This is a genomic window from Spiroplasma endosymbiont of Clivina fossor (assembly GCF_964031115.1).
Lineage (GTDB): Bacteria > Bacillota_I > Bacilli_A > Mycoplasmatales > Nriv7 > Nriv7.
Map to the genome: position 1 here is coordinate 2,023,440 of NZ_OZ035006.1, position 22,254 is coordinate 2,045,693.

General features: G+C 24.3%; 28 protein-coding genes and 1 pseudogene. 8 read left to right on the forward strand and 21 right to left on the reverse strand.

The annotated features are described in order from the left end of the window. Positions 1-95: 95 nt before the first annotated feature. The 15 genes from AAHM82_RS14985 to AAHM82_RS12280 form a co-directional block, all read right to left on the reverse strand. Positions 96-488, reverse strand: coding sequence for a transposase family protein (locus AAHM82_RS14985; RefSeq protein WP_342264845.1), 393 nt, complete (start codon positions 486-488; stop codon positions 96-98). Then, on the reverse strand, positions 485-925 hold the full coding sequence (locus AAHM82_RS14990) for a transposase family protein (protein WP_342263396.1): 441 nt from the start codon (positions 923-925) through the stop codon (positions 485-487). The genes AAHM82_RS14985 and AAHM82_RS14990 overlap by 4 nt, the downstream gene beginning before the upstream one ends. A 65-nt stretch (positions 926-990) precedes the next feature. Beyond that, positions 991-1,353 (reverse strand): hypothetical protein, encoded by a 363-nt coding sequence (locus AAHM82_RS12220; protein WP_342264121.1) that lies wholly within the window; start codon positions 1,351-1,353, stop codon positions 991-993. Between the two features lie 257 nt (positions 1,354-1,610). Next, complete coding sequence (locus tag AAHM82_RS12225) at positions 1,611-2,297, reverse strand: IS1/IS1595 family N-terminal zinc-binding domain-containing protein (RefSeq protein WP_342264122.1); 687 nt, start codon at positions 2,295-2,297, stop codon at positions 1,611-1,613. Next, positions 2,260-2,409, reverse strand: coding sequence for a hypothetical protein (locus AAHM82_RS12230; protein WP_215826808.1), 150 nt, complete (start codon positions 2,407-2,409; stop codon positions 2,260-2,262). The genes AAHM82_RS12225 and AAHM82_RS12230 overlap by 38 nt, the downstream gene beginning before the upstream one ends. Before the next feature lie 202 nt (positions 2,410-2,611). Next, complete coding sequence (locus AAHM82_RS12235) at positions 2,612-2,836, reverse strand: hypothetical protein (RefSeq protein WP_342264123.1); 225 nt, start codon at positions 2,834-2,836, stop codon at positions 2,612-2,614. Continuing rightward, positions 2,814-3,257, reverse strand: a complete 444-nt coding sequence (locus AAHM82_RS12240; protein ID WP_342264124.1) for a hypothetical protein — start codon at positions 3,255-3,257, stop codon at positions 2,814-2,816. Before AAHM82_RS12240 ends, AAHM82_RS12235 begins: the two co-directional genes overlap by 23 nt. Before the next feature lie 87 nt (positions 3,258-3,344). Continuing rightward, on the reverse strand, positions 3,345-3,590 hold the full coding sequence (locus tag AAHM82_RS12245; RefSeq protein ID WP_342264125.1) for a hypothetical protein: 246 nt from the start codon (positions 3,588-3,590) through the stop codon (positions 3,345-3,347). Next, the gene (locus AAHM82_RS12250; protein WP_342264126.1) at positions 3,562-3,819 is read right to left on the reverse strand and encodes a hypothetical protein; all 258 of its coding nucleotides are present in this window, start codon (positions 3,817-3,819) and stop codon (positions 3,562-3,564) included. Before AAHM82_RS12250 ends, AAHM82_RS12245 begins: the two co-directional genes overlap by 29 nt. A 25-nt stretch (positions 3,820-3,844) precedes the next feature. Beyond that, a complete protein-coding gene (locus tag AAHM82_RS12255) occupies positions 3,845-4,222 on the reverse strand; it encodes a hypothetical protein (protein WP_342264127.1) in 378 nt (125 codons plus the stop codon). A gap of 370 nt (positions 4,223-4,592) precedes the next feature. Next, the gene (locus tag AAHM82_RS12260) at positions 4,593-5,006 is read right to left on the reverse strand and encodes a hypothetical protein (RefSeq protein ID WP_342264128.1); all 414 of its coding nucleotides are present in this window, start codon (positions 5,004-5,006) and stop codon (positions 4,593-4,595) included. A 131-nt stretch (positions 5,007-5,137) separates the two neighbouring features. After that, positions 5,138-5,887 carry an NAD(+) synthase gene (gene nadE / locus AAHM82_RS12265; RefSeq protein WP_342264129.1) on the reverse strand — a complete coding sequence of 250 codons (750 nt, stop codon included), beginning with the start codon at positions 5,885-5,887 and terminating at the stop codon, positions 5,138-5,140. Positions 5,888-5,906: 19 nt separating this feature from the next. Further along, positions 5,907-7,181 carry a GTPase ObgE gene (gene obgE, locus AAHM82_RS12270; protein WP_342264130.1) on the reverse strand — a complete coding sequence of 425 codons (1,275 nt, stop codon included), beginning with the start codon at positions 7,179-7,181 and terminating at the stop codon, positions 5,907-5,909. A 286-nt stretch (positions 7,182-7,467) separates the two neighbouring features. Next, positions 7,468-7,650 (reverse strand): hypothetical protein, encoded by a 183-nt coding sequence (locus AAHM82_RS12275; protein ID WP_342264131.1) that lies wholly within the window; start codon positions 7,648-7,650, stop codon positions 7,468-7,470. A 233-nt stretch (positions 7,651-7,883) separates the two neighbouring features. Further along, positions 7,884-8,852: an Mbov_0401 family ICE element transposase-like protein gene (locus tag AAHM82_RS12280; RefSeq protein ID WP_342264132.1), complete on the reverse strand. Its 969-nt coding sequence runs from the start codon at positions 8,850-8,852 to the stop codon at positions 7,884-7,886. 459 nt (positions 8,853-9,311) lie between these two features. Between AAHM82_RS12280 and AAHM82_RS12285 the strand changes: the two genes are divergently transcribed. Both AAHM82_RS12285 and AAHM82_RS12290 read left to right on the forward strand, forming a co-directional pair. Further along, positions 9,312-9,833: a hypothetical protein gene (locus tag AAHM82_RS12285; RefSeq protein WP_342264133.1), complete on the forward strand. Its 522-nt coding sequence runs from the start codon at positions 9,312-9,314 to the stop codon at positions 9,831-9,833. Between the two features lie 38 nt (positions 9,834-9,871). Further along, positions 9,872-11,074, forward strand: a complete 1,203-nt coding sequence (locus AAHM82_RS12290) for an IS256 family transposase (protein ID WP_342264134.1) — start codon at positions 9,872-9,874, stop codon at positions 11,072-11,074. Between the two features lie 225 nt (positions 11,075-11,299). Here the strand turns inward: AAHM82_RS12290 and AAHM82_RS12295 are convergent, their stop codons facing one another. Then, positions 11,300-11,752, reverse strand: a complete 453-nt coding sequence (locus AAHM82_RS12295; protein ID WP_342264135.1) for a hypothetical protein — start codon at positions 11,750-11,752, stop codon at positions 11,300-11,302. 16 nt (positions 11,753-11,768) lie between these two features. On the opposite strand from AAHM82_RS12295, the gene AAHM82_RS12300 reads away from it, so the two are divergent. Both AAHM82_RS12300 and AAHM82_RS12305 read left to right on the forward strand, forming a co-directional pair. Further along, positions 11,769-12,011, forward strand: a complete 243-nt coding sequence (locus AAHM82_RS12300) for a hypothetical protein (protein WP_342264136.1) — start codon at positions 11,769-11,771, stop codon at positions 12,009-12,011. Between the two features lie 199 nt (positions 12,012-12,210). Next, a pseudogene (locus tag AAHM82_RS12305) lies at positions 12,211-13,461 on the forward strand (IS256 family transposase). A gap of 116 nt (positions 13,462-13,577) precedes the next feature. On the opposite strand, the gene AAHM82_RS12310 reads toward AAHM82_RS12305, so the two are convergent. Both AAHM82_RS12310 and AAHM82_RS12315 read right to left on the reverse strand, forming a co-directional pair. Further along, entirely contained in the window at positions 13,578-14,426 is an 849-nt protein-coding gene (locus tag AAHM82_RS12310) for an IS1/IS1595 family N-terminal zinc-binding domain-containing protein (protein WP_342264137.1), read from the reverse strand. Next, a complete protein-coding gene (locus AAHM82_RS12315) occupies positions 14,389-14,538 on the reverse strand; it encodes a hypothetical protein (RefSeq protein WP_215826808.1) in 150 nt (49 codons plus the stop codon). Before AAHM82_RS12315 ends, AAHM82_RS12310 begins: the two co-directional genes overlap by 38 nt. A 579-nt stretch (positions 14,539-15,117) precedes the next feature. On the opposite strand from AAHM82_RS12315, the gene dnaA (AAHM82_RS12320) reads away from it, so the two are divergent. Continuing rightward, entirely contained in the window at positions 15,118-16,467 is a 1,350-nt protein-coding gene (gene dnaA / locus AAHM82_RS12320) for a chromosomal replication initiator protein DnaA (protein ID WP_342264138.1), read from the forward strand. Positions 16,468-16,613: 146 nt separating this feature from the next. On the opposite strand, the gene AAHM82_RS12325 is transcribed toward dnaA (AAHM82_RS12320), so the two are convergent. Continuing rightward, positions 16,614-17,579, reverse strand: a complete 966-nt coding sequence (locus tag AAHM82_RS12325; RefSeq protein ID WP_342264139.1) for an IS1/IS1595 family N-terminal zinc-binding domain-containing protein — start codon at positions 17,577-17,579, stop codon at positions 16,614-16,616. A 579-nt stretch (positions 17,580-18,158) separates the two neighbouring features. On the opposite strand from AAHM82_RS12325, the gene dnaA (AAHM82_RS12330) reads away from it, so the two are divergent. After that, on the forward strand, positions 18,159-19,505 hold the full coding sequence (gene dnaA / locus AAHM82_RS12330; RefSeq protein ID WP_342264140.1) for a chromosomal replication initiator protein DnaA: 1,347 nt from the start codon (positions 18,159-18,161) through the stop codon (positions 19,503-19,505). Positions 19,506-19,651: 146 nt separating this feature from the next. Here the strand turns inward: dnaA (AAHM82_RS12330) and AAHM82_RS12335 are convergent, their stop codons facing one another. Then, positions 19,652-19,957: a hypothetical protein gene (locus tag AAHM82_RS12335; RefSeq protein WP_342263451.1), complete on the reverse strand. Its 306-nt coding sequence runs from the start codon at positions 19,955-19,957 to the stop codon at positions 19,652-19,654. A gap of 84 nt (positions 19,958-20,041) precedes the next feature. Here AAHM82_RS12335 and AAHM82_RS14995 point away from each other — a divergent pair, with 84 nt between their 5' ends. Beyond that, complete coding sequence (locus tag AAHM82_RS14995) at positions 20,042-20,482, forward strand: transposase family protein (protein WP_342263396.1); 441 nt, start codon at positions 20,042-20,044, stop codon at positions 20,480-20,482. Then, on the forward strand, positions 20,479-20,871 hold the full coding sequence (locus AAHM82_RS15000; protein ID WP_342264845.1) for a transposase family protein: 393 nt from the start codon (positions 20,479-20,481) through the stop codon (positions 20,869-20,871). The genes AAHM82_RS14995 and AAHM82_RS15000 overlap by 4 nt, the downstream gene beginning before the upstream one ends. Positions 20,872-21,040: 169 nt before the next feature. Here the strand turns inward: AAHM82_RS15000 and AAHM82_RS12345 are convergent, their stop codons facing one another. Then, positions 21,041-21,706 carry an IS1/IS1595 family N-terminal zinc-binding domain-containing protein gene (locus AAHM82_RS12345; protein WP_342264141.1) on the reverse strand — a complete coding sequence of 222 codons (666 nt, stop codon included), beginning with the start codon at positions 21,704-21,706 and terminating at the stop codon, positions 21,041-21,043. Positions 21,707-22,254: the final 548 nt, after the last annotated feature.

Below are 22,254 nucleotides of genomic sequence, written 5' to 3' on the forward strand. Positions count from 1 at the left end.
TTTAGATTATTTTTACAAATATTTTGTCATTAAAACATAATAAAAATTATTATTTACAATAAAAAAAGACTGAAATTTTAAATTATCAAATATATTTAAACTAATAGTTGTAAATTATAAATTGAAGCTATTAAATTAAATCTTAAAGCAAATCTTTTTCTACGATTTCGATATTTTTCACTAATAATTTTAAATTTTTTAAGTATAGCAAAAACATTTTCAATAACAATTCTCATTTTTGAAATTCGCTCATTATTTTGCTTTTCTTCTTTATTTAAAGGGTTTTTCTTTGATTTTCTTTTAGGAATTAAAACATTATGATTAATTTTTTGTATGCCTTGATAACCTAAATCCACTAAAACAGTTGTTTCTGGTAAAAATTTAATTTTTGAATCTTTTAAAATTTTAAAGTCATGGTTTTTACCATAAGAAAAATCAGAACTAATAATTTTTTTACTATCTTTTTCAATTATAACTTGTGTTTTTATTGTGTGTTTTTTCTTTTTTCCTGAGTAGTGCTGTTTTTGTCTTTTTTTGGGCGTTGGATTTGGCTTTCAGTTACATCAATTATAACAGTCTTATCTTTGAAATAATCTTTTAATAGTGATTTTTGACCAGTAAGTTGTTGAAAATTAGGGTGTTTTATTAAAGTGTCTTCAATTCATTTGATATTTCTATAACAACTACTTTCACTAATATCATAACTTTTTGCAATATGAAAATAAGTTCTATATTCTCTTCAATATTCTAAAGTCATTAAAATACGATTTTCTAATGATAATTTATTGGTTCTTCCGCGACGAAATCTCTTTTTTAATTCTTCTATTTTTAAAATTTCTAGCATTTTATTAAAAGTAGTATGTTTAATACCAGTTAATCTTAAAAAATTTTTATCACTTATTTGATTATTTTTTTTAAATTTCATTTAAATTCCACCTTTTTATTAAAAACAACAATTCAATTATATTTTAAATTAATTTTGCAAGAAGTCTAATATATTATACCTTTAATTTTACCCCAACCAATTGATCAACCACTTTCATACATATAAAATTTAAAAGGACTAGATGCAGTTATTAATTGTTGTAATTTTAAGGGAGTAGTAATTATTGGTCCTATTGGTGGATATTCAGGATTTTGGTAGTAAATTGTAATCGCAATATCTGTTAGTATTCCTGTTGGTTTAACTTTGACTGCAAAAAAGACATCAGATATTAATGGTAATAAAGTACCATCGGTAATTATTTTCTTTTGCACTCTTGAAATAATGTTCTTAAAATTTGTATATTCTTGAATTTTGGTTTTAGTCTTTAATTCTATCTCTTTAATGGTTTCTCTTACAGGCTCAAACACTTTATTTAAACCTTTTTGAATTTGATATGTTGGTGATAATTTGATAATTTTAAAAGGCTTTTATATAAAATTACTATTTTTACTTTAACTTTTTTATACATTAAAATATAATACCGCTGTTTGTTGGTTTGGAGTTAAACCCTTATGTTGGTATTTTCATTTTCAGAGATTTAAATAATTTTGAATATTAGTAAAACCTAAACCATGATAATGAATTAAGGCTTCTTTAAGACTAGATTGTAATTTACTGATTTTATTTAAGTTACGAAACTAGCTTCAGGATTAATTGTTGTTTTAGTTACACATAAAGTAGAATTTGTTTGTTTTGCTACTAAAAAATATAATTTTTGCATATCAGAAGTAATAATTGAATTTTCGTTAATTAATTCTTTGTTCATATTTTCAATAACTCATTGTTTTTGTAAACGTTTGGTGTTTGTGGATTTAACATAAATATTGTTATTATTATCAATTGCCATTTGAATACAGCATTTAGTATTAGTTGCGAATGATGGGTCAAGGTGAATTCTTCGTGGATCAGTTTTATATTTGAAATTTCCTTTATGGATTTCTTTAATAAATGTTTCATCGATTTGGATTTTACCAGATAATTTTTTAAATTTTAATTGGGTATTTTCTAATTGTTTTGATTTCATTAATTTTTGACGATTATATCAAGCAGTTTTTAATGTAGTTTTAATAAAACGAGAAATTGTTTTACTAGATTGCCCCAGCAATGAAATTTGAATCAATAAATTTCATTGTTCATAATTTAAATGACTTCAATAAATAAAATAATTACGAAAAGCGTCAAAACTTGCACGGCAATTTTTACATAAATATTTTTGTTTTCCTTCTGAATTATGTCCATTTTTAACGCAATGGTAAGATTCACATTTAGGGCATTTAAATACCTTGCGCTCTAAATTTTTGATCAATTTCATTTAAACGTTTTTGTTTTTTTATTAATTCTGCTTGTTGTTTGACTTTTTCATAAAATTCTAAAAATTGATCATCTGTTAAAGTATTTACTAGTTCTTGAATTATTTTTTCCATAATTATTATCCACCTCTATCATATTAAAATATACCTAAAATTAAGTATATTCAATAAATATCAAGAGTTTTCAACAAAATTAAAAAAATTTTTTTAAATTTTTTAACCTCAATGCTAAAAAATGTTTTGTGGGTGGTCTTATTTGGATAATAACGATTGTGTAATTTTCTCTCAATTAAAATAATATCATGTTCTTTTAATTTTAAGAATTCTTTTTGCAACTTTTCTTCATAATAGAGAGCGTTGTGTAGTTAAGACCCGCCCAACTAACTTGAACATTAACAACTTTAACAACAACACTACTAATAGCTATTTTTTGCTTAAATTCTGTGATTTTGGGAATATCTTTTAAAATAACTGTCAAATTTACAAAATTAACATAGTCAATTACTTCATTTTCTTTTTTAGTTTTTAGTGCTTTTAACATTTTGTTTTACCTCATTACCCAAAAAGTATTGAATATGCTTTCACGCATCGTGCTCGTGTTTGGTAAGTTTTAAGTTTCCTTTGTAAAAAAATCCTTTCTTTTTAGAAGACTCTTGTCTAAGAAAGTGCCAATGATATTTAAACCTTAAAAGACTGCTTATTGTTCCAATAAGTTCTGAGGTTGCTAAAGGATTGGTAATCGTTCTACCTTTAGTTAAGAAAAAATTTTCAATAATAAACAATGGCTTAAAATTTTCTATTCTTTTAAAATTATCAAATAATTTTTTAATTTTAAAAATTGCTTGTTCAACGCTTTCAGAAATTATTGTTTCGTTAAATTCAATGCATGAATTTTCAAAATTCCAAAGAACAATACCAGTAGAACCGATTCCTGCGGGGTCAATTCCAATTATATAATTCATAAAATAAATACTTACCTTATGACAACAACATTTTTTCGTTGAGTAATCGGAAGCGGTGAACCACGCCTCAATAAAGATTTAGACATATTATATTTTTCTCCTTATGTGTTCTCAGCAAAGAAAATGAGTACATTTTTCTTGGGGCACACAGCAATTTTGATAATCATAATTTTTTTTAGTTTTTCGCTTACAATAATTTTCTATTCTTTTAAACTCACATTGCAATGCTTTTTCTTTTAATTGACAATTAACTGCTTTTAACGCTGTAATTAATTCTTTATAAGAATATTTTTGGCGTAACGCTTTAAGTCAATAAAAATGTTTGTTTTCCATTAATTAATCTTCCTCAATTAATTTCTTTATAAATAATTCATTTCTGCGGACGAATGGCTTTTTTCTTGTAATAAATTACAGTTTCTAATGAGTGTACTTTTCTTTTAAAATTAGGATCATTACGCGAAAGCCCATAATAGCGTTCTACAATTTCAGCAACACTATCATAAACACCGACTAACTCATTGGTTTCGCAAGAATATATTACATAACAATATTTTTTAGCCATTTCGTACTTGTTCAAGATTTAATAACTAATTTAAATCAGTTTCTTTTAGTCATTTGGGAATAATATAATTAAAATTAATATCTTTATCAGCTTCAGATTTTTTAATATTTTCTAAAAATTTTTGTCGATTTTTAATTTTAACTTCTTCATACAAATTAATAATTTCTTGCCCCTTAATGGTTGTAATTTTCTGTGCACCGTTGGTATCATACTTAATAACTTCATAATCATTTTCTGTAAAAATACCGATCACCATCTGATTTGCATATTTAATTGATGGGTATACTAGTTTGCGAGGAACTCAAGAACCACCACCACTATTGGGAATTGATAGTAAAATCGCATTTGTTGTTTCAGCAACAATATATTTTTTATTCAAAAATAAATTTTTTAAGTTAGTCATTATTTATTAACTCCTCATATCAATAATTTTTTGATTTTTGTAAAAAAATAATATCTATCCTTCCTTATATACAATTTCCTAGTTAGCTAACATAATTAACTATCTAAATAAATCTATGTTAACTCTCTTATGTTAACTAAGTTATGTTAGCTAACTAGGTGCGAGAAATGCTCGAAATTACCAAAAAGCATTTTTAGGCACACCTAAAAAGTGTTCTCATATTTACAACACAACTTTTTAAATAGAATTTAGTTTTTGTTCGAACAAGTTAATAAATTAATAAAGTTAGTTTAATTTTATTTAATTAAAATACCTCCCTTAAAAAATTATTGTTAAGAGATGTATTTCTTACTGGTCTAAAATGTCTGTGTTACCTTACAGGGGGGGTCTTAATTTCAACATCATTATTTTTAATAAAATCTTGTAAAACTGCTTTTATTTTATCGAAAATATTCATACCAGCAACTTCTAAAGTTTTAGGTACTTGATAGTCGGGTTTTGAAAAATTATGATGTTCTTTTGTTAATACTAAATTTTTAATTGCATCATCAACAAAGTAGTCATTTAAATCATTAAAATTATTTTGTAACGCTCTTTTTAAAATCTCATTTGGATTTCATTGTTTAGTTCGTGCCAAAATTAACGACTTAGCAATTAATTTTGATTTATTAACATCTAAAGTACTAACATTAATCCCATTTGTGGTAATAATCTTATCATTAGCATTATTACTACAAGCTATTGCTGGTAATAATGGCCCACTAATAATTGTTATTGTCGCCACTAGCTTTAATAACTTTTGCATATTCATTAATTTCATATATTTCACCTCATCCAAATGCAAATTTAGTCAATATTTTTTAATTTACATTTTTTTCAGTAGAGCACATATTGTTTTTATTTACTAATATTTGACTAATTTTTAAAAATAAATTTTTTAGGGATACTTGCTAATTTCCGCTTATGTTCAGTATTTTTGTGCATCAGCTTAATTTTAGTAACAATATTATTATTCAACAATTTCTCTTGACCGTTTAAAAAGTTATCTAACTCAGCATAAGTTATTCCCATCTCTTTTTCATCAGTTTGCCCTGCTCATAAACCTGCTGATGGTGGCTGATTAATAATTTCTTGCGGAATATTTAATAACTTAGCAGCCGTATTTATTTGACTTTTTAATAAATTAATTAATGGTAAAATATCACAAGCACCATCACCGTATTTAGTAAAATAACCTGTATATCATTCATCAAAGTTACTAGTGCCTACAACTAAATATTCATTTGCTTGTGCTAAGGCATATAAAGAAGTCATTCGTAAGCGTGGTTTACAATTAGCTAATGCTTTTTGTTGTAATGGTGATAAATCATCGTGCCAATTAAAGTTATTTTGTAATTCGTTATAAGCTGACTCTAAATTAATAATTTGTAATTTTAAATCTAATGTCACTACCAATTTTTTTACTAAAATTTCATCATTACTTGATGAATAACAAGGCATAAAAACAGCTAAATGATTATCCGGCATTGCTTTTTTAATTAAAGCAATAGTAACGGCAGAATCAATGCCACCAGATATACCAACAATTAATCCTTTAGCATTAGCTAATTTTACTTGTTCTTGTAATCATTGAACTAAATAATCTAAATATTTCTGTAATTCCATTAATTAAATATCCTTTCACTTAAAAATTTTCGTCAAGTCATTGCAACTCATAATCAAAAATTTTAATTGTATCTCCTTTTTGAATGCCTTTTTTAACAAGAATTTTAAAAACCCCTAAATCTCGTAACTTCTGATTAAATAATAATAAATTATCATGTGTTGTTAATGGAAATTTGTGATAAATGCGATGCACACTAGCACCAATTACTTTTCAATGACCATTTCCTAAATTTTCAACAATGATTTCTTCATTTGTTGGTGTAAAACGATAGATTGTTGGCGTCATTTCTGATTTTAATTCTGGTATTTTTTTAATAGTTTGCAATTGCCTATGAATAATATGGACTAATGATTCAATGCCTTCTCTAGTCCAAGAAGAAATTGGGTAAACTTTTTGTTTAATTTGCTTACTAAAAAGTTCTAAATTACGAGAAGCATCAACTTGATCCATTTTACCTGCCACAACTATTTGTTGCTTATTTTCTAATCGTAAATTATAATCTTTAAGTTCTTTTTGAATCACTAAATAATTATCATAAGCATTGGGTAAACTACTAATATCAATAAGATGAACTAATAATCGACATCGCTCAATATGCCGTAAAAATTCATATCCTAAACCTTTTCCTAAACTAGCACCAGCAATTAATCCTGGTAAATCAGCAACTACAAAAGAAAAGTTTTGATGTTTAACTACTCCTAATTGCGGGGTTAAAGTTGTAAAAGGAAAATCACCAATTTGTGGTTTAGCGTGAGAAATAGTTCCTAAGAAAGTAGACTTTCCAGCATTAGGCATACCGATAATTCCAACATCAGCTAATAATTTTAATTCACAAGTAATTTCTTTTTCTTCACCTAAATCACCACGAGTAAATATTGTCGGGGCACGATTTCTGGAATTAGCAAAACGACTATTTCCTTTACCACCACGACCACCATTCGCAACAATAACTTCTTGTTTGTTAGTAACAACATCACCAATTTCTTCTTTATTTAAAGCATCATAAATAATAGTACCTAAGGGAACACTAATATAAGTATTTTTAGCATTTTTACCATGCATATTTTTATGTTGCCCATTTTCACCATCAACACCTTTAATTTCTTTTTGATAGTTTAATTCTAATAATGTATTTATTCCCTCATCGCCAATAAAAACAATGTTACCACCATTACCGCCATCACCACCAGCCGGTCCACCTTTTGGAAGATATAATTCACGACGAAAGGCAACAGCACCATCACCACCTTTGCCAGCTTTAACTTTAATTGTAATCTTATCAATAAATTTCATTCATATCGTCCTAGTCTTTTTAAAAAAAAATCAAATCAATAATATTTTAACATAAAAAATGTTATCTTTTTAAAGGATAATATTTACTGGTCGCGTTTAGTTTTCTTAGGTATTGCTTTGAAGAAGTAAAACGATCAGCTAATTATATTATTTAATTACTAAACTAACCCTTCCTTTCTTGTTATTGTCATTTTTATTCATTATCATATTATTGAATTTTTACACAATAAAAATTATTAATTATTATTAAATTTTGACTAAATATATATTAATTTTATATTTTTACTTATTTAAATCTATTATATTTATTTGTTACAGCATTATATTTATAATTAATTCAACTATCATCATTTTTATTATTATATTTATTTCATAATGAATTTTTATATATTTCTTTTCTGATTTCTATTTCTGAATTAATATTTTCATTAATATAATTTAGTACATTTAATTTGTTTAAATTTGCCATTCTTAAATATAATAGGTTATTTAAATTCTTGTGATTATATATTTTTGCCCCATATCCTAATTGCTGTTTTACTAAATGCGATACATCCCTTTCAATGCTACAACCGATATTTCATTCTAAATTTTGATGATGAATGCCGTGCTTATTATTAGTGAAATAATTACTAGCCTTCCTTAAATTTGTTCTAATATCTTTATTTAATTCATTTTTAGCACCATTACGAATGTTTTTGATTAATTCTTGATGATTTTTCCATCCTTATATAATTTAATTCAACTATTTAGTGTTACTTTACGATTTTCAAAAATAATATTAAATGCCGTTTGTTTTAATTTTTTAATAGCGTGATAACCATCTAAAATATATCTAACATTACCAAAACTATTGGTAATTTCTCTAATTCAAGTAGCACCATCGCCACAAACAATTATTTTGTCATAATTAATATTCACATAATGTTTTTGCAATTCCTTAATTAATAAATCACGATAATCCATTGTATTTATTCGTTTACCAACTTTTAACATTAGAAAATGACCTCGTTTGTTTTCTAATTTTCTACGAGCATTTTTGTATTTTTTTTCTTTATGTCCGGTATGAAAAGTAACTAAACGAATTCTTTGGTCTTGTTTAACTTTCTGATCTAATGTCGCTAAAAATGTCTCATCTAGTTGAATATATAAATCCTTATTTTTGACATCAATTCTAGTTTTAGTTTCTTTTTCTGCTAGTTGAAAATATTCAGCAATATCATATTTATTTAAAATATTTGAAATACTACCTTTTGAAATATAACAATGATTTAGAGCATCTAAAACATCACGATAGCGTTTGCCATCACCCAAAAGACTTAAAACTTTAAATTGGACATCAAAATAAATGCGTTGTTTAGATAATAGACCAATTTCTTTATCTAGTAAACATACATATTCAAATTTACCTGATTTTTGATTTCAATATTTATATCGACGTCGTTTAAAAATAACTTCACCAAAAATTGTAATAATTGTTCTTGTTGCAAAATGAACTACTTTATAACCTTGTTTTAAACGATAATGATATTTATATAAGTATTCATCTAATTTTTCATATTCATTAGCTAATTGTTCACATTTATTAGTGTACATATTTTTATGGGTTGTAAATAAACTAAATCAATGTTTGTTTTCTAAGTTTTTTACATTATTATTAATTTCTAACATAAAAAATCACCTTTCTTGGTAGAGTAATTTTAACAAAGTTAAATTTCGTTAACTTATTTTTCTTTTTTAAAGATAAATGTTTTTCTAGAATTAGTATTCAATATTTTGAAAAAATAATAGAAATTATTATTTAATAAGTTATAATCAACTTATATTAATTTAGACTATATAAATTTGAGAAAGCATGTTGATTATTTGATAAATTTTATTAATTAGTAAAAATTCACGAAAAGGATTTGATTAATATGAAAAAATTACTAGGAATCTTAGGAACAATAACAATGGTAGGAAGCGGAATTTCTGGCATTGTTGCCAATAGCCCATATAAAAAACAAAAGCGAAGCAATAATGAAAAAATAAATATAACAAAAATTGTCATTAAAACAAATGATAATGTTAATTCTTCTGGTGTAATATTAAATTATAAATTATATTTTGGTTCATGAGATCATAATGTTTATGAATATGATCCCACCACACACAGGACAACAAAAAGTTGTCATCACCACAAATGATGCAATTTGATCTTCGGGGGTGGTTTTAAATAAAAAAGTTTATTTTGGTTCAAGAAACAACAATTTTTATGAATATGATCCCACCACAGGACAACAAAAATTTATTATTAAAATAGGATACAGACCTTTAACTTCTGGAAGAATATTAAATAATAAATTATATATTGGTTCAGATGATCATAATGTTTATGAATATAATTTCGATATATTAAATTTAAATTTAGAACAAATTAATGATAATTCTGATAATGTAATTTTAAATGAATTAAATTATTTAAATCCTGATTTAGATATATCGCAATTAGAAATTATTAACAAAACAAATAATTTAGCTATAGTAAAGATAAAAGATAATTTAAATAATGATAATGATATAAAAATACATTATTCAATTGATAATCAACAAAATAAAAGGGACTGTACAATTAACTGTCTCGAGCCTGTCCAAAATTCTGTGTCTCGATAATTCATTCTGAATTATACTTAAAAGAAGGAGAACAGAAAATGACAAAAAAAATAAAAAAAGAACCTGACGCAATTGATAAAGTTGTTGATTATTTTTTAGAAAATATTGATAATCCACAAGATTTATTTAAAGGCAATACTATTTTTCAGGAATTTACCAAAAAATTAACTGAACGAATGTTAAATACGGAAATTAAAGATTATCTTGAAACTGATGAGAATCATAATAAAAGAAATGGCAACACACAAAAAACCATTATTACTAAAAATGGTTCAATCGCAATTGATGTACCAAGAGATCGAAATAGTACTTTTGAACCAGTAATTATTCCAAAAAGACAAAGAAGATTTGATAACTTTGATCAAAAAGTAATTTCTTTATATGCAAGAGGAATGACAATTTCTGATATCAAAGCACAATTGCAAGAATTCTATCACGGAGCAGAAATTTCAGAAAGTTTAATTAGTCAAATAACTGATGATGTTATTGAAGAAGTTAAAATGTGACAAACTAAACCTTTAGAGAAGATTTATCCGATTGTTTATTTTGATTGTATTGTTGTTAAAGTAAAGCAAGATAAACGAATAATAAATAAAGCAGAATATCTTGCCTTAGGAATTAATTTAGATGGTTTAAAAGATATTTTAGGAATGTGAATTAGTGAGAATGAGGGAGCCAAATTTTGACTTAATAATCTTACGGAAATGAAAAATCGTGGCTTACAAGATATTCTTGTTGCTTGTAGTGATAATTTAACTGGGATGTCTGATGCAATAGAAGCTGTTTTCCCAAAAACACAGCATCAATTATGCATTGTTCATCAAATTCGCAATAGTTTAAAATTTGTTCCTTACAAAGATCGCAAACTTGTAGCTAATGATTTAAAATCAATTTATACAGCAATTAATGAAGAAATAGCGTTAATTGCTTTAGATCATTTTTCAGAAAAATGAAATAAAAAGTATCCACAAATTACTAAATCATGAAAAAATAACTGAAATAATTTAATAATTTTTCTTGAATATCCTCAGGAATTTAGAAGAATTATTTACACAACTAATGCGATTGAATCTGTTAATAGTCAATTAAGAAAAGTCATTAAGAATAAAAAGATTTTTCCTAATGACGCATCAGTTTTTAAAATATTTTATTTAGCATTTCAAAATATGGTTAAGAAATGAACGATGCCAATTCAAAATTGGGGTAGTGCAATTTTGAATTGGCATCGTTCAATATTTTAAAAAATGTAAAACTACCCAAAGAAAGATGGCTTTTTACGATAACAACACCTTTGAACAACTAAACAACTTTTTCATTTTTTCTATTTTAACAAAATAAGAAACCAGTAATTAATTAAAATTACTGGTTTGAATATTTTTCTTGTTTTTATAAGAAATTTAAACTTGTTGTGCTTGTTTTAATTAAAGTTATTGTTCTAAATAGGCTAATATCGTTTTTATAAAACCTTATACTATAGTAGTAACTGTATTTGTTCTTACCGGCCCTTCTCTTTCTGATGAAAAAAATGCGCCACCGTTAAATGTTATTTTATCATTGTTTTTATCTATAGTAATTTCATTGGGTAATAAACTATATTTTTGTAATATTTGCATTACTTCTGTAATTGATAATGTAATTATTTGTTCTTTATTGTTATCATCAATTATTTTGGCAGTAATATTTCCTGTAATTTTTTGTTTTAAATTTAATATAACTTTAGATGTAATTATTCTTACTGGATAAGTAATTTTTAATTTTTCATTGGGATTAAGTTCAAATTTATCAGCGGGTTCCTTAAAAATACTTAAAATCATTTCTTGTTCTTGTTTATTTGTGTTTGATAAATCAAATTCATTTGATAATACATTAATGATTTCAGAATTTTTATTATTTATATTTGTAAAATCTGTTAATTTCATTTCATCATCAGAATTTATGTTTCAACCATTTAATTTATTTTCTTGTTTTGTTGTAGTTAATCCTGTTGTAATTTGAAATACTAATTTTGATTTTGAATTATATTCACAAGCAGGTACATTAAATGATCTTATATTTGGAGTTTTATTGATAATTTCTCTATCAGGACATACATTTTTAGGAACATTAGATCATAAAAATGAATTTTCTTTTTTTGTTATTTCAATATCTGAAAAATTTAAATTATTAGTATCAATATAATTTATTTCCTTAAATTTTAAATTAGGATTTTCATCTCGAAATTTAAAAAATAATGCTTTTTAAATTAATTCACTTAAATTAATAATTTTATTTGGTCCTGTCCAAAATTCTGTGTTTCGATAATTCATTCTGAATTATACTTAAACGAAGGAGAACAGAAAATGACAAAAAAAAAAAAATAAAAAAAGAACCTGATGCAATTGATAAAGTTGTTGATTATTTTTTAGAAAATATTGATAATCCACAAGATTTATTTAAAGGCAATACTATTTTTCAGGAATTTACCAAAAAATTAACTGAACGAATGTTAAATACGGAAATTAAAGATCATCTTGAAACTGATGAGAATCATAATAAAAGAAATGGCAACACACAAAAAACCATTATTACTAAAAATGGTTCAATCGCAATTGATGTACCAAGAGATCGAAATAGTACTTTTGAACCAGTAATTATTCCGAAAAGACAAAGAAGATTTGATAACTTTGATCAAAAAGTAATTTCTTTATATGCAAGAGGAATGACAATTTCTGATATCAAAGCACAATTGCAAGAATTCTATCACGGAGCAGAAATTTCAGAAAGTTTAATTAGTCAAATAACTGATGATGTTATTGAAGAAGTTAAAATGTGACAAACTAAACCTTTAGAGAAGATTTATCCGATTGTTTATTTTGATTGTATTGTTGTTAAAGTAAAGCAAGATAAACGAATAATAAATAAAGCAGTTTATCTTGCCTTAGGAATTAATTTAGATGGTTTAAAAGATATTTTAGGAATGTGAATTAACGAGAATGAGGGAGCCAAATTTTGACTTAATAATCTTACGGAAATGAAAAATCGTGGCTTACAAGATATTCTTGTTGCTTGTAGCGATAATTTAACTGGAATGTCTGATGCAATAGAAGCTGTGTTCCCAAAAACACAGCACCAATTATGCATCGTTCATCAAATTCGTAATAGTTTAAAATTTGTCCCTTATCCCTTACAAAGATCGCAAACTTGTAGCTAATGATTTAAAATCAATTTATACAGCAATTAATGAAGAAATAGCGCTAGTTGCTTTAGATCATTTTTCTGAAAAATGAAATAAAAAGTATCCACAAATTACTAAATCATGAAAAAATAACTGAAATAATTTAATAATTTTTCTTGAATATCCTCAAGAATTTAGAAGGATTATTTACACAACTAATGCGATTGAATCTGTTAATAGTCAACTAAGAAAAGTCATTAAGAATAAAAAGATTTTTGCTAATGACGCATCAGTTTTTAAAATATTTTATTTAGCATTTCAAAATATGGTTAAGAAATGAACGATGCCAATTCAAAATTGGGGTAGTGCAATTTCACATTTAATGATAAAATTTGAGGACACAGAGTGAATTTAAAAGTTAATTACTTAGAGACACAGTTAATTGTACAATCCCTATTATTTAATTTCTTTTAATTTTGTCGAAAACTCTTTTTAATTTTGTCGAAAACTCTTGATAAAATAAAAAAAATCATCAACTTGATAATTTTAAAAGGCTTTTATGTAAAATTACTATTTTTACTTTAACTTTTTTATATATTAAAATATAATACCGCTGTTTGTTGGTTTGGAGTTAAACCCTTATGTTGGTATTTTCATTTTCAGAGATTTAAATAATTTTGAATATTAGTAAAACCTAAACCATGATAATGAATTAAGGCTTCTTTAAGACTAGATTGTAATTTACTGATTTTATTTAAGTTACGATAACTAGCTTCAGAATTAATTGTTGTTTTAGTTACACATAAAGTAGAATTTGTTTGTTTTGCTACTAAAAAATATAATTTTTGCATATCAGAAGTAATAATTGAATTTTCGTTAATTAATTCTTTGTTCATATTTTCAATAACTCATTGTTTTTGTAAACGTTTGGTGTTTGTGGATTTAACATAAATATTGTTATTATTATCAATTGCCATTTGAATACAGCATTTAGTATTAGTTGCGAATGGGTCAAGGTGAATTCTTCGTGGATCAGTTTTATATTTGAAATTTCCTTTGTGGATTTCTTTAATAAATGTTTCATCGATTTGGATTTTACCAGATAATTTTTTAAATTTTAATTGGGTATTTTCTAATTGTTTTGATTTCATTAATTTTTGACGATTATATCAAGCAGTTTTTAATGTAGTTTTAATAAAACGAGAAATTGTTTTACTAGATTGCCCCAGCAATGAAATTTGAATCAATAAATTTCATTGTTCATAATTTAAATGACTTCAATAAATAAAATAATTACGAAAAGCGTCAAAACTTGCACGGCAATTTTTACATAAATATTTTTGTTTTCCTTCTGAATTATGTCCATTTTTAACGCAATGGTAAGATTCACATTTAGGGCATTTAAATACCTTGCGCTCTAAATTTTTGATCAATTTCATTTAAACGTTTTTGTTTTTTTATTAATTCTGCTTGTTGTTTGACTTTTTCATAAAATTCTAAAAATTGATCATCTGTTAAAGTATTTACTAGTTCTTGAATTATTTTTTCCATAATTATTATCCACCTCTATCATATTAAAATATACCTAAAATTAAGTATATTCAATAAATATCAAGAGTTTTCGACAAAATTAAAAAATATTTTTGATATGGTCGCAAATACTAAAACTTCTTAGATGAAATTACAAATTTTAAAAATGCTCAAAAAATTGCTCTTCTTTTAATGAAAGAATTAAACTTAGTTACTAAGGTTAGTATGTCATATAAATGAAACCCGTTTTTTATTACCATTAATCAAAGAAATTTTTGACTTATTATTTTTAGAAATGAAAGAATTATTATTCATTTACCTAATGATATTTTGGAATTTAGAAAGCTATAATATTAAAAAACTAATTAATTGAGATTAATTTTAATTACAATTACTAACATCTAATTAACAAGTAATTAACAATTTTTTAGTTATTATTAAATTTTGTGGAAAACTATTAAAAATTCAATATTTATAAAGGAAATAAATGGGGACAATAATGTGGATAACTATAATTATCCACATTTATTTATTTTTTATGGATAACTTTTTCCACTTTAAAGTTATGATATTTATAGGAAGTAATTCAAGGTGTGATTTATGAGTTATAAAGAAATGTGGGAACAAGTTAAAACAAAATTAATGGGCGAAACAATTGATCCAATTATTTTTAATACTTATATTAAAAATACTAATATTCATTCAATTACTAATAATAATGAATGTATCATTTTAGTTCGGAGTGGTTTTGCAAAAGAAATTTTAACAAAAAATTTAACTAATAAAATTCAAATTATTATTAATCAAGTTAGTAATCGGCAACTAAGTGTTAAATTCCTTGAACAATATGAAATTGAAAATATGCCCCCTCAACAATATGATGAATGTGATGATAATTTAAAAAGTAATAAGAAAAAATTTACCTTTACTAACTTTGTTAAAGGAGCTTGTAATCAAGATGCTTATCAAGCATCATTAGCTGTTGTTAAAAATCTTGGTGTTAGTTGAAATCCATTATTTATTTATGGAAATTCAGGACTAGGTAAAACGCATTTATTACATGCTGTAGAAAATGAAATTATTAAAAATAATCCTAATATTAAAATTCGCTATTTATCTTCAGAAGAATTTGGTCGCATGTTTTTAGAAATATATAATCATGGCATCGATGCGATTGAAGATTTTAAGGATTCTTTTAATAATTATCAAGTACTATTAATTGATGATATCCAATTATTAGCCAAAAGAAACAAAACTAATGAAATCTTTTTTAATATTTTTAATCGTTTTATTGATGACAATAAACAAATTATTCTAACTTCTGATAAATATCCTGATGAATTAGATGGTTTTGAACAACGGATGGTGTCACGATTTCAAAGCGGATTAAGTGTTTGTTTAGATGCTCCTGATTTTGAAACAGCTTTAAATATCTTAAATCTAAAAGTTAAAGAAGTTAATTATAATGCAACGGTTTTTGCCAAAGAAGTTTTAGAATTTATTGCCTTAAATTTTAATACTGATGTTCGGAAATTAGAAGGAGCTTTAAATCGGATGATTTTCTTCTCAGTGATGAACATTAGTGCTGAAAAAATAATTGAATTAGAAGATGTTAAAGAAGCATTTAAAAGTTCAAATATTATTATTGACAAGCGAGAAAAAATTACTATTAAAAAAATTAAACAAATTGTTGCCGAATATTATAATATTCCTGTTAAGTTGCTAATTAGTAAAACTAGAGTTGCAAATATTACGATTGCCCGTCATTTAGCAATGTTTTTAGCACGAACGCTTATTATTGATGAACCGTTTTCACGGATTGGGATTGAATTTGGTGGTAAAGACCATTCAACAGTAATGAATGCCTGTCAAAAAATTGAGATTTTAATTAAAAATAATAAAGAATTTGCTAAAGTAGTTCATTTGCTAATTGCTAAATGTCAAGGATAAACTTTTTTAAACCAAAAAAGTTATTAACAAAATTATCAACAAATTATTTTAATTTTGTCGAAAACTCTTGATAAAATAAAAAAAATCATCAACTTGATAATTTTAAAAGGCTTTTATGTAAAATTACTATTTTTACTTTAACTTTTTTATACATTAAAATATAATACCGCTGTTTGTTGGTTTGGAGTTAAACCCTTATGTTGGTATTTTCATTTTCAGAGATTTAAATAATTTTGAATATTAGTAAAACCTAAACCATGATAATGAATTAAGGCTTCTTTAAGACTAGATTGTAATTTACTGATTTTATTTAAGTTACGATAACTAGCTTCAGGATTAATTGTTGTTTTAGTTACACATAAAGTAGAATTTGTTTGTTTTGCTACTAAAAAATATAATTTTTGCATATCAGAAGTAATAATTAAATTTTCGTTAATTAATTCTTTGTTCATATTTTCAATAACTCATTGTTTTTGTAAACGTTTGGTGTTTGTGGATTTAACATAAATATTGTTATTATTATCAATTGCCATTTGAATACAGCATTTAGTATTAGTTGCGAATGGGTCAAGGTGAATTCTTCGTGGATCAGTTTTATATTTGAAATTTCCTTTATGGATTTCTTTAATAAATGTTTCATCGATTTGGATTTTACCAGATAATTTTTTAAATTTTAATTGGGTATTTTCTAATTGTTTTGATTTCATTAATTTTTGACGATTATATCAAGCAGTTTTTAATGTAGTTTTAATAAAACGAGAAATTGTTTTACTAGATTGCCCCAGCAATGAAATTTGAATCAATAAATTTCATTGTTCATAATTTAAATGACTTCAATAAATAAAATGATTACGAAAAGCGTCAAAACTTGCACGGCAATTTTTACATAAATATTTTTGTTTTCCTTCTGAATTATGTCCATTTTTAACGCAATGGTAAGATTCACATTTAGGGCATTTAATACCTTGCGCTCTAAATTTTTGATCAATTTCATTTAACCGTTTTTGTTTTTTTTTTTTTATTAATTCTGCTTGTTGTTTGACTTTTTCATAAAATTCTAAAAATTGATCATCTGTTAAAGTATTTACTAGTTCTTGAATTATTTTTTCCATAATTATTATCCACCTCTATCATATTAAAATATACCTAAAATTAAGTATATTCAATAAATATCAAGAGTTTTCGACAAAATTAAAAAATATTTTTGATATGGTCGCAAATACTAAAACTTCTTAGATGAAATTACAAATTTTAAAAATGCTCAAAAAATTGCTCTTCTTTTAATGAAAGAATTAAACTTAGTTACTAAGGTTAGTATGTCATATAAATGAAACCCGTTTTTTATTACCATTAATCAAAGAAATTTTTGACTTATTATTTTTAGAAATGAAAGAATTATTATTCATTTACCTAATGATATTTTGGAATTTAGAAAGCTATAATATTAAAAAACTAATTAATTGAGATTAATTTTAATTACAATTACTAACATCTAATTAACAAGTAATTAACAATTTTTTAGTTATTATTAAATTTTGTGGAAAACTATTAAAAATTCAATATTTATAAAGGAAATAAATGGGGACAATAATGTGGATAACTATAATTATCCACATTTATTTATTTTTTATGGATAACTTTTTCCACTTTAAAGTTATGATATTTATAGGAAGTAATTCAAGGTGTGATTTATGAGTTATAAAGAAATGTGGGAACAAGTTAAAACAAAATTAATGGGCGAAACAATTGATCCAATTATTTTTAATACTTATATTAAAAATACTAATATTCATTCAATTACTAATAATAATGAATGTATCATTTTAGTTCGGAGTGGTTTTGCAAAAGAAATTTTAACAAAAAATTTAACTAATAAAATTCAAATTATTATTAATCAAGTTAGTAATCGGCAACTAAGTGTTAAATTCCTTGAACAATATGAAATTGAAAATATGCCCCATCAACAATATGATGAATGTGATGATAATTTAAAAAGTAATAAGAAAAAATTTACCTTTACTAACTTTGTTAAAGGAGCTTGTAATCAAGATGCTTATCAAGCATCATTAGCTGTTGTTAAAAATCTTGGTGTTAGTTGAAATCCATTATTTATTTATGGAAATTCAGGACTAGGTAAAACGCATTTATTACATGCTGTAGAAAATGAAATTATTAAAAATAATCCTAATATTAAAATTCGCTATTTATCTTCAGAAGAATTTGGTCGCATGTTTTTAGAAATATATAATCATGGCATCGATGCGATTGAAGATTTTAAGGATTCTTTTAATAATTATCAAGTACTATTAATTGATGATATCCAATTATTAGCCAAAAGAAACAAAACTAATGAAATCTTTTTTAATATTTTTAATCGTTTTATTGATGACAATAAACAAATTATTCTAACTTCTGATAAATATCCTGATGAATTAGATGGTTTTGAACAACGGATGGTGTCACGATTTCAAAGCGGATTAAGTGTTTGTTTAGATGCTCCTGATTTTGAAACAGCTTTAAATATCTTAAATCTAAAAGTTAAAGAAGTTAATTATAATGCAACGGTTTTTGCCAAAGAAGTTTTAGAATTTATTGCCTTAAATTTTAATACTGATGTTCGGAAATTAGAAGGAGCTTTAAATCGGATGATTTTCTTCTCAGTGATGAACATTAGTGCTGAAAAAATAATTGAATTAGAAGATGTTAAAGAAGCATTTAAAAGTTCAAATATTATTATTGACAAGCGAGAAAAAATTACTATTAAAAAAATTAAACAAATTGTTGCCGAATATTATAATATTCCTGTTAAGTTGCTAATTAGTAAAACTAGAGTTGCAAACATTACGATTGCCCGTCATTTAGCAATGTTTTTAGCACGAACGCTTATTGATGAACCGTTTTCACGGATTGGGATTGAATTTGGTGGTAAAGACCATTCAACAGTAATGAATGCCTGTCAAAAAATTGAGATTTTAATTAAAAATAATAAAGAATTTGCTAAAGTAGTTCATTTGCTAATTGCTAAATGTCAAGGATAAACTTTTTTAAACCAAAAAAGTTATTAACAAAATTATCAACAAATTATTTTAATTTTGTCGAAAACTCTTGATAAAATAAAAAAAATCATCAACTTGATAATTTTAAAAGGCTTTTATGTAAAATTACTATTTTTACTTTAACTTTTTTATACATTAAAATATAATACCGCTGTTTGTTGGTTTGGAGTTAAACCCTTATGTTGGTATTTTCATTTTCAGAGATTTAAATAATTTTGAATATTAGTAAAACCTAAACCATGATAATGAATTAAGGCTTCTTTAAGACTAGATTGTAATTTACTGATTTTATTTAAGTTACGATAACTAGCTTCAGGATTAATTGTTGTTTTAGTTACACATAAAGTAGAATTTGTTTGTTTTGCTACTAAAAAATATAATTTTTGCATATCAGAAGTAATAATTGAATTTTCGTTAATTAATTCTTTGTTCATATTTTCAATAACTCATTAGACTTCTTGCAAAATTAATTTAAAATATAATTGAATTGTTGTTTTTAATAAAAAGGTGGAATTTAAATGAAATTTAAAAAAAATAATCAAATAAGTGATAAAAATTTTTTAAGATTAACTGGTATTAAACATACTACTTTTAATAAAATGCTAGAAATTTTAAAAATAGAAGAATTAAAAAAGAGATTTCGTCGCGGAAGAACCAATAAATTATCATTAGAAAATCGTATTTTAATGACTTTAGAATATTGAAGAGAATATAGAACTTATTTTCATATTGCAAAAAGTTATGATATTAGTGAAAGTAGTTGTTATAGAAATATCAAATGAATTGAAGACACTTTAATAAAACACCCTAATTTTCAACAACTTACTGGTCAAAAATCACTATTAAAAGATTATTTCAAAGATAAGACTGTTATAATTGATGTAACTGAAAGCCAAATCCAACGCCCAAAAAAAGACAAAAACAGCACTACTCAGGAAAAAAGAAAAAACACACAATAAAAACACAAGTTATAATTGAAAAAGATAGTAAAAAAATTATTAGTTCTGATTTTTCTTATGGTAAAAACCATGACTTTAAAATTTTAAAAGATTCAAAAATTAAATTTTTACCAGAAACAACTGTTTTAGTGGATTTAGGTTATCAAGGCATACAAAAAATTAATCATAATGTTTTAATTCCTAAAAGAAAATCAAAGAAAAACCCTTTAAATAAAGAAGAAAAGCAAAATAATGAGCGAATTTCAAAAATGAGAATTGTTATTGAAAATGTTTTTGCTATACTTAAAAAATTTAAAATTATTAGTGAAAAATATCGAAATCGTAGAAAAAGATTTGCTTTAAGATTTAATTTAATAGCTTCAATTTATAATTTACAACTATTAGTTTAAATATATTTGATAATTTAAAATTTCAGTCTTTTTTTATTGTAAATAATAATTTTTATTATGTTTTAATGACAAAATATTTGTAAAAATAATCTAAAAATTATTTTAATAACACTTTTATATTTATTTTAAATTTAAAAATTATAATTATCATATTAATTTTGCAAGAAGTCTATTGTTTTTGTAAACGTTTGGTGTTTGTGGATTTAACATAAATATTGTTATTATTATCAATTGCCATTTGAATACAGCATTTAGTATTAGTTGCGAATGGGTCAAGGTGAATTCTTCGTGGATCAGTTTTATATTTGAAATTTCCTTTATGGATTTCTTTAATAAATGTTTCATCGATTTGGATTTTACCAGATAATTTTTTAAATTTTAATTGGGTATTTTCTAATTGTTTTGATTTCATTAATTTTTGACGATTATATCAAGCAGTTTTTAATGTAGTTTTAATAAAACGAGAAATTGTTTTACTAGATTGCTCCAGCAATGAAATTTGAATCAATAAATTTCATTGTTCATAATTTAAATGACTTCAATAAATAAAATGATTACGAAAAGCGTCAAAACTTGCACGGCAATTTTTACATAAATATTTTTGTTTTCCTTCTGAATTATGTCCATTTTTAACGCAATGGTAAGATTCACATTTAGGGCATTTAATACCTTGCGCTCTAAATTTTTGATCAATTTCATTTAACCGTTTTTGTTTTTTTTTATTAATTCTGCTTGTTGTTTGACTTTTTCATAAAATTCTAAAAATTGATCATCTGTTAAAGTATTTACTAGTTCTTGAATTATTTTTTCCATAATTATTATCCACCTCTATCATATTAAAATATACCTAAAATTAAGTATATTCAATAAATATCAAGAGTTTTCGACAAAATTAAAAAATATTTTTGATATGGTCGCAAATACTAAAACTTCTTAGATGAAATTACAAATTTTAAAAATGCTCAAAAAATTGCTCTTCTTTTAATGAAAGAATTAAACTTAGTTACTAAGGTTAGTATGTCATATAAATAAAACCCGTTTTTTATTACCATTAATCAAAGAAATTTTTGACTTATTATTTTTAGAAATGAAAGAATTATTATTCATTTACCTAATGATATTTTGGAATTTAGAAAGCTATAATATTAAAAAACTAATTAATTGAGATTAATTTTAATTACAATTACTAACATCTAATTAACAAGTAATTAACAATTTTTTAGTTATTATTAAATTTTGTGGAAAACTATTAAAAATTCAATATTTATAAAGGAAATAAATGGGGACAATAATGTGGATAACTATAATTATCCACATTTATTTATTTTTTATGGATAACTTTTTCCACTTTAAAGTTATGATATTTATAGGAAGTAATTCAAG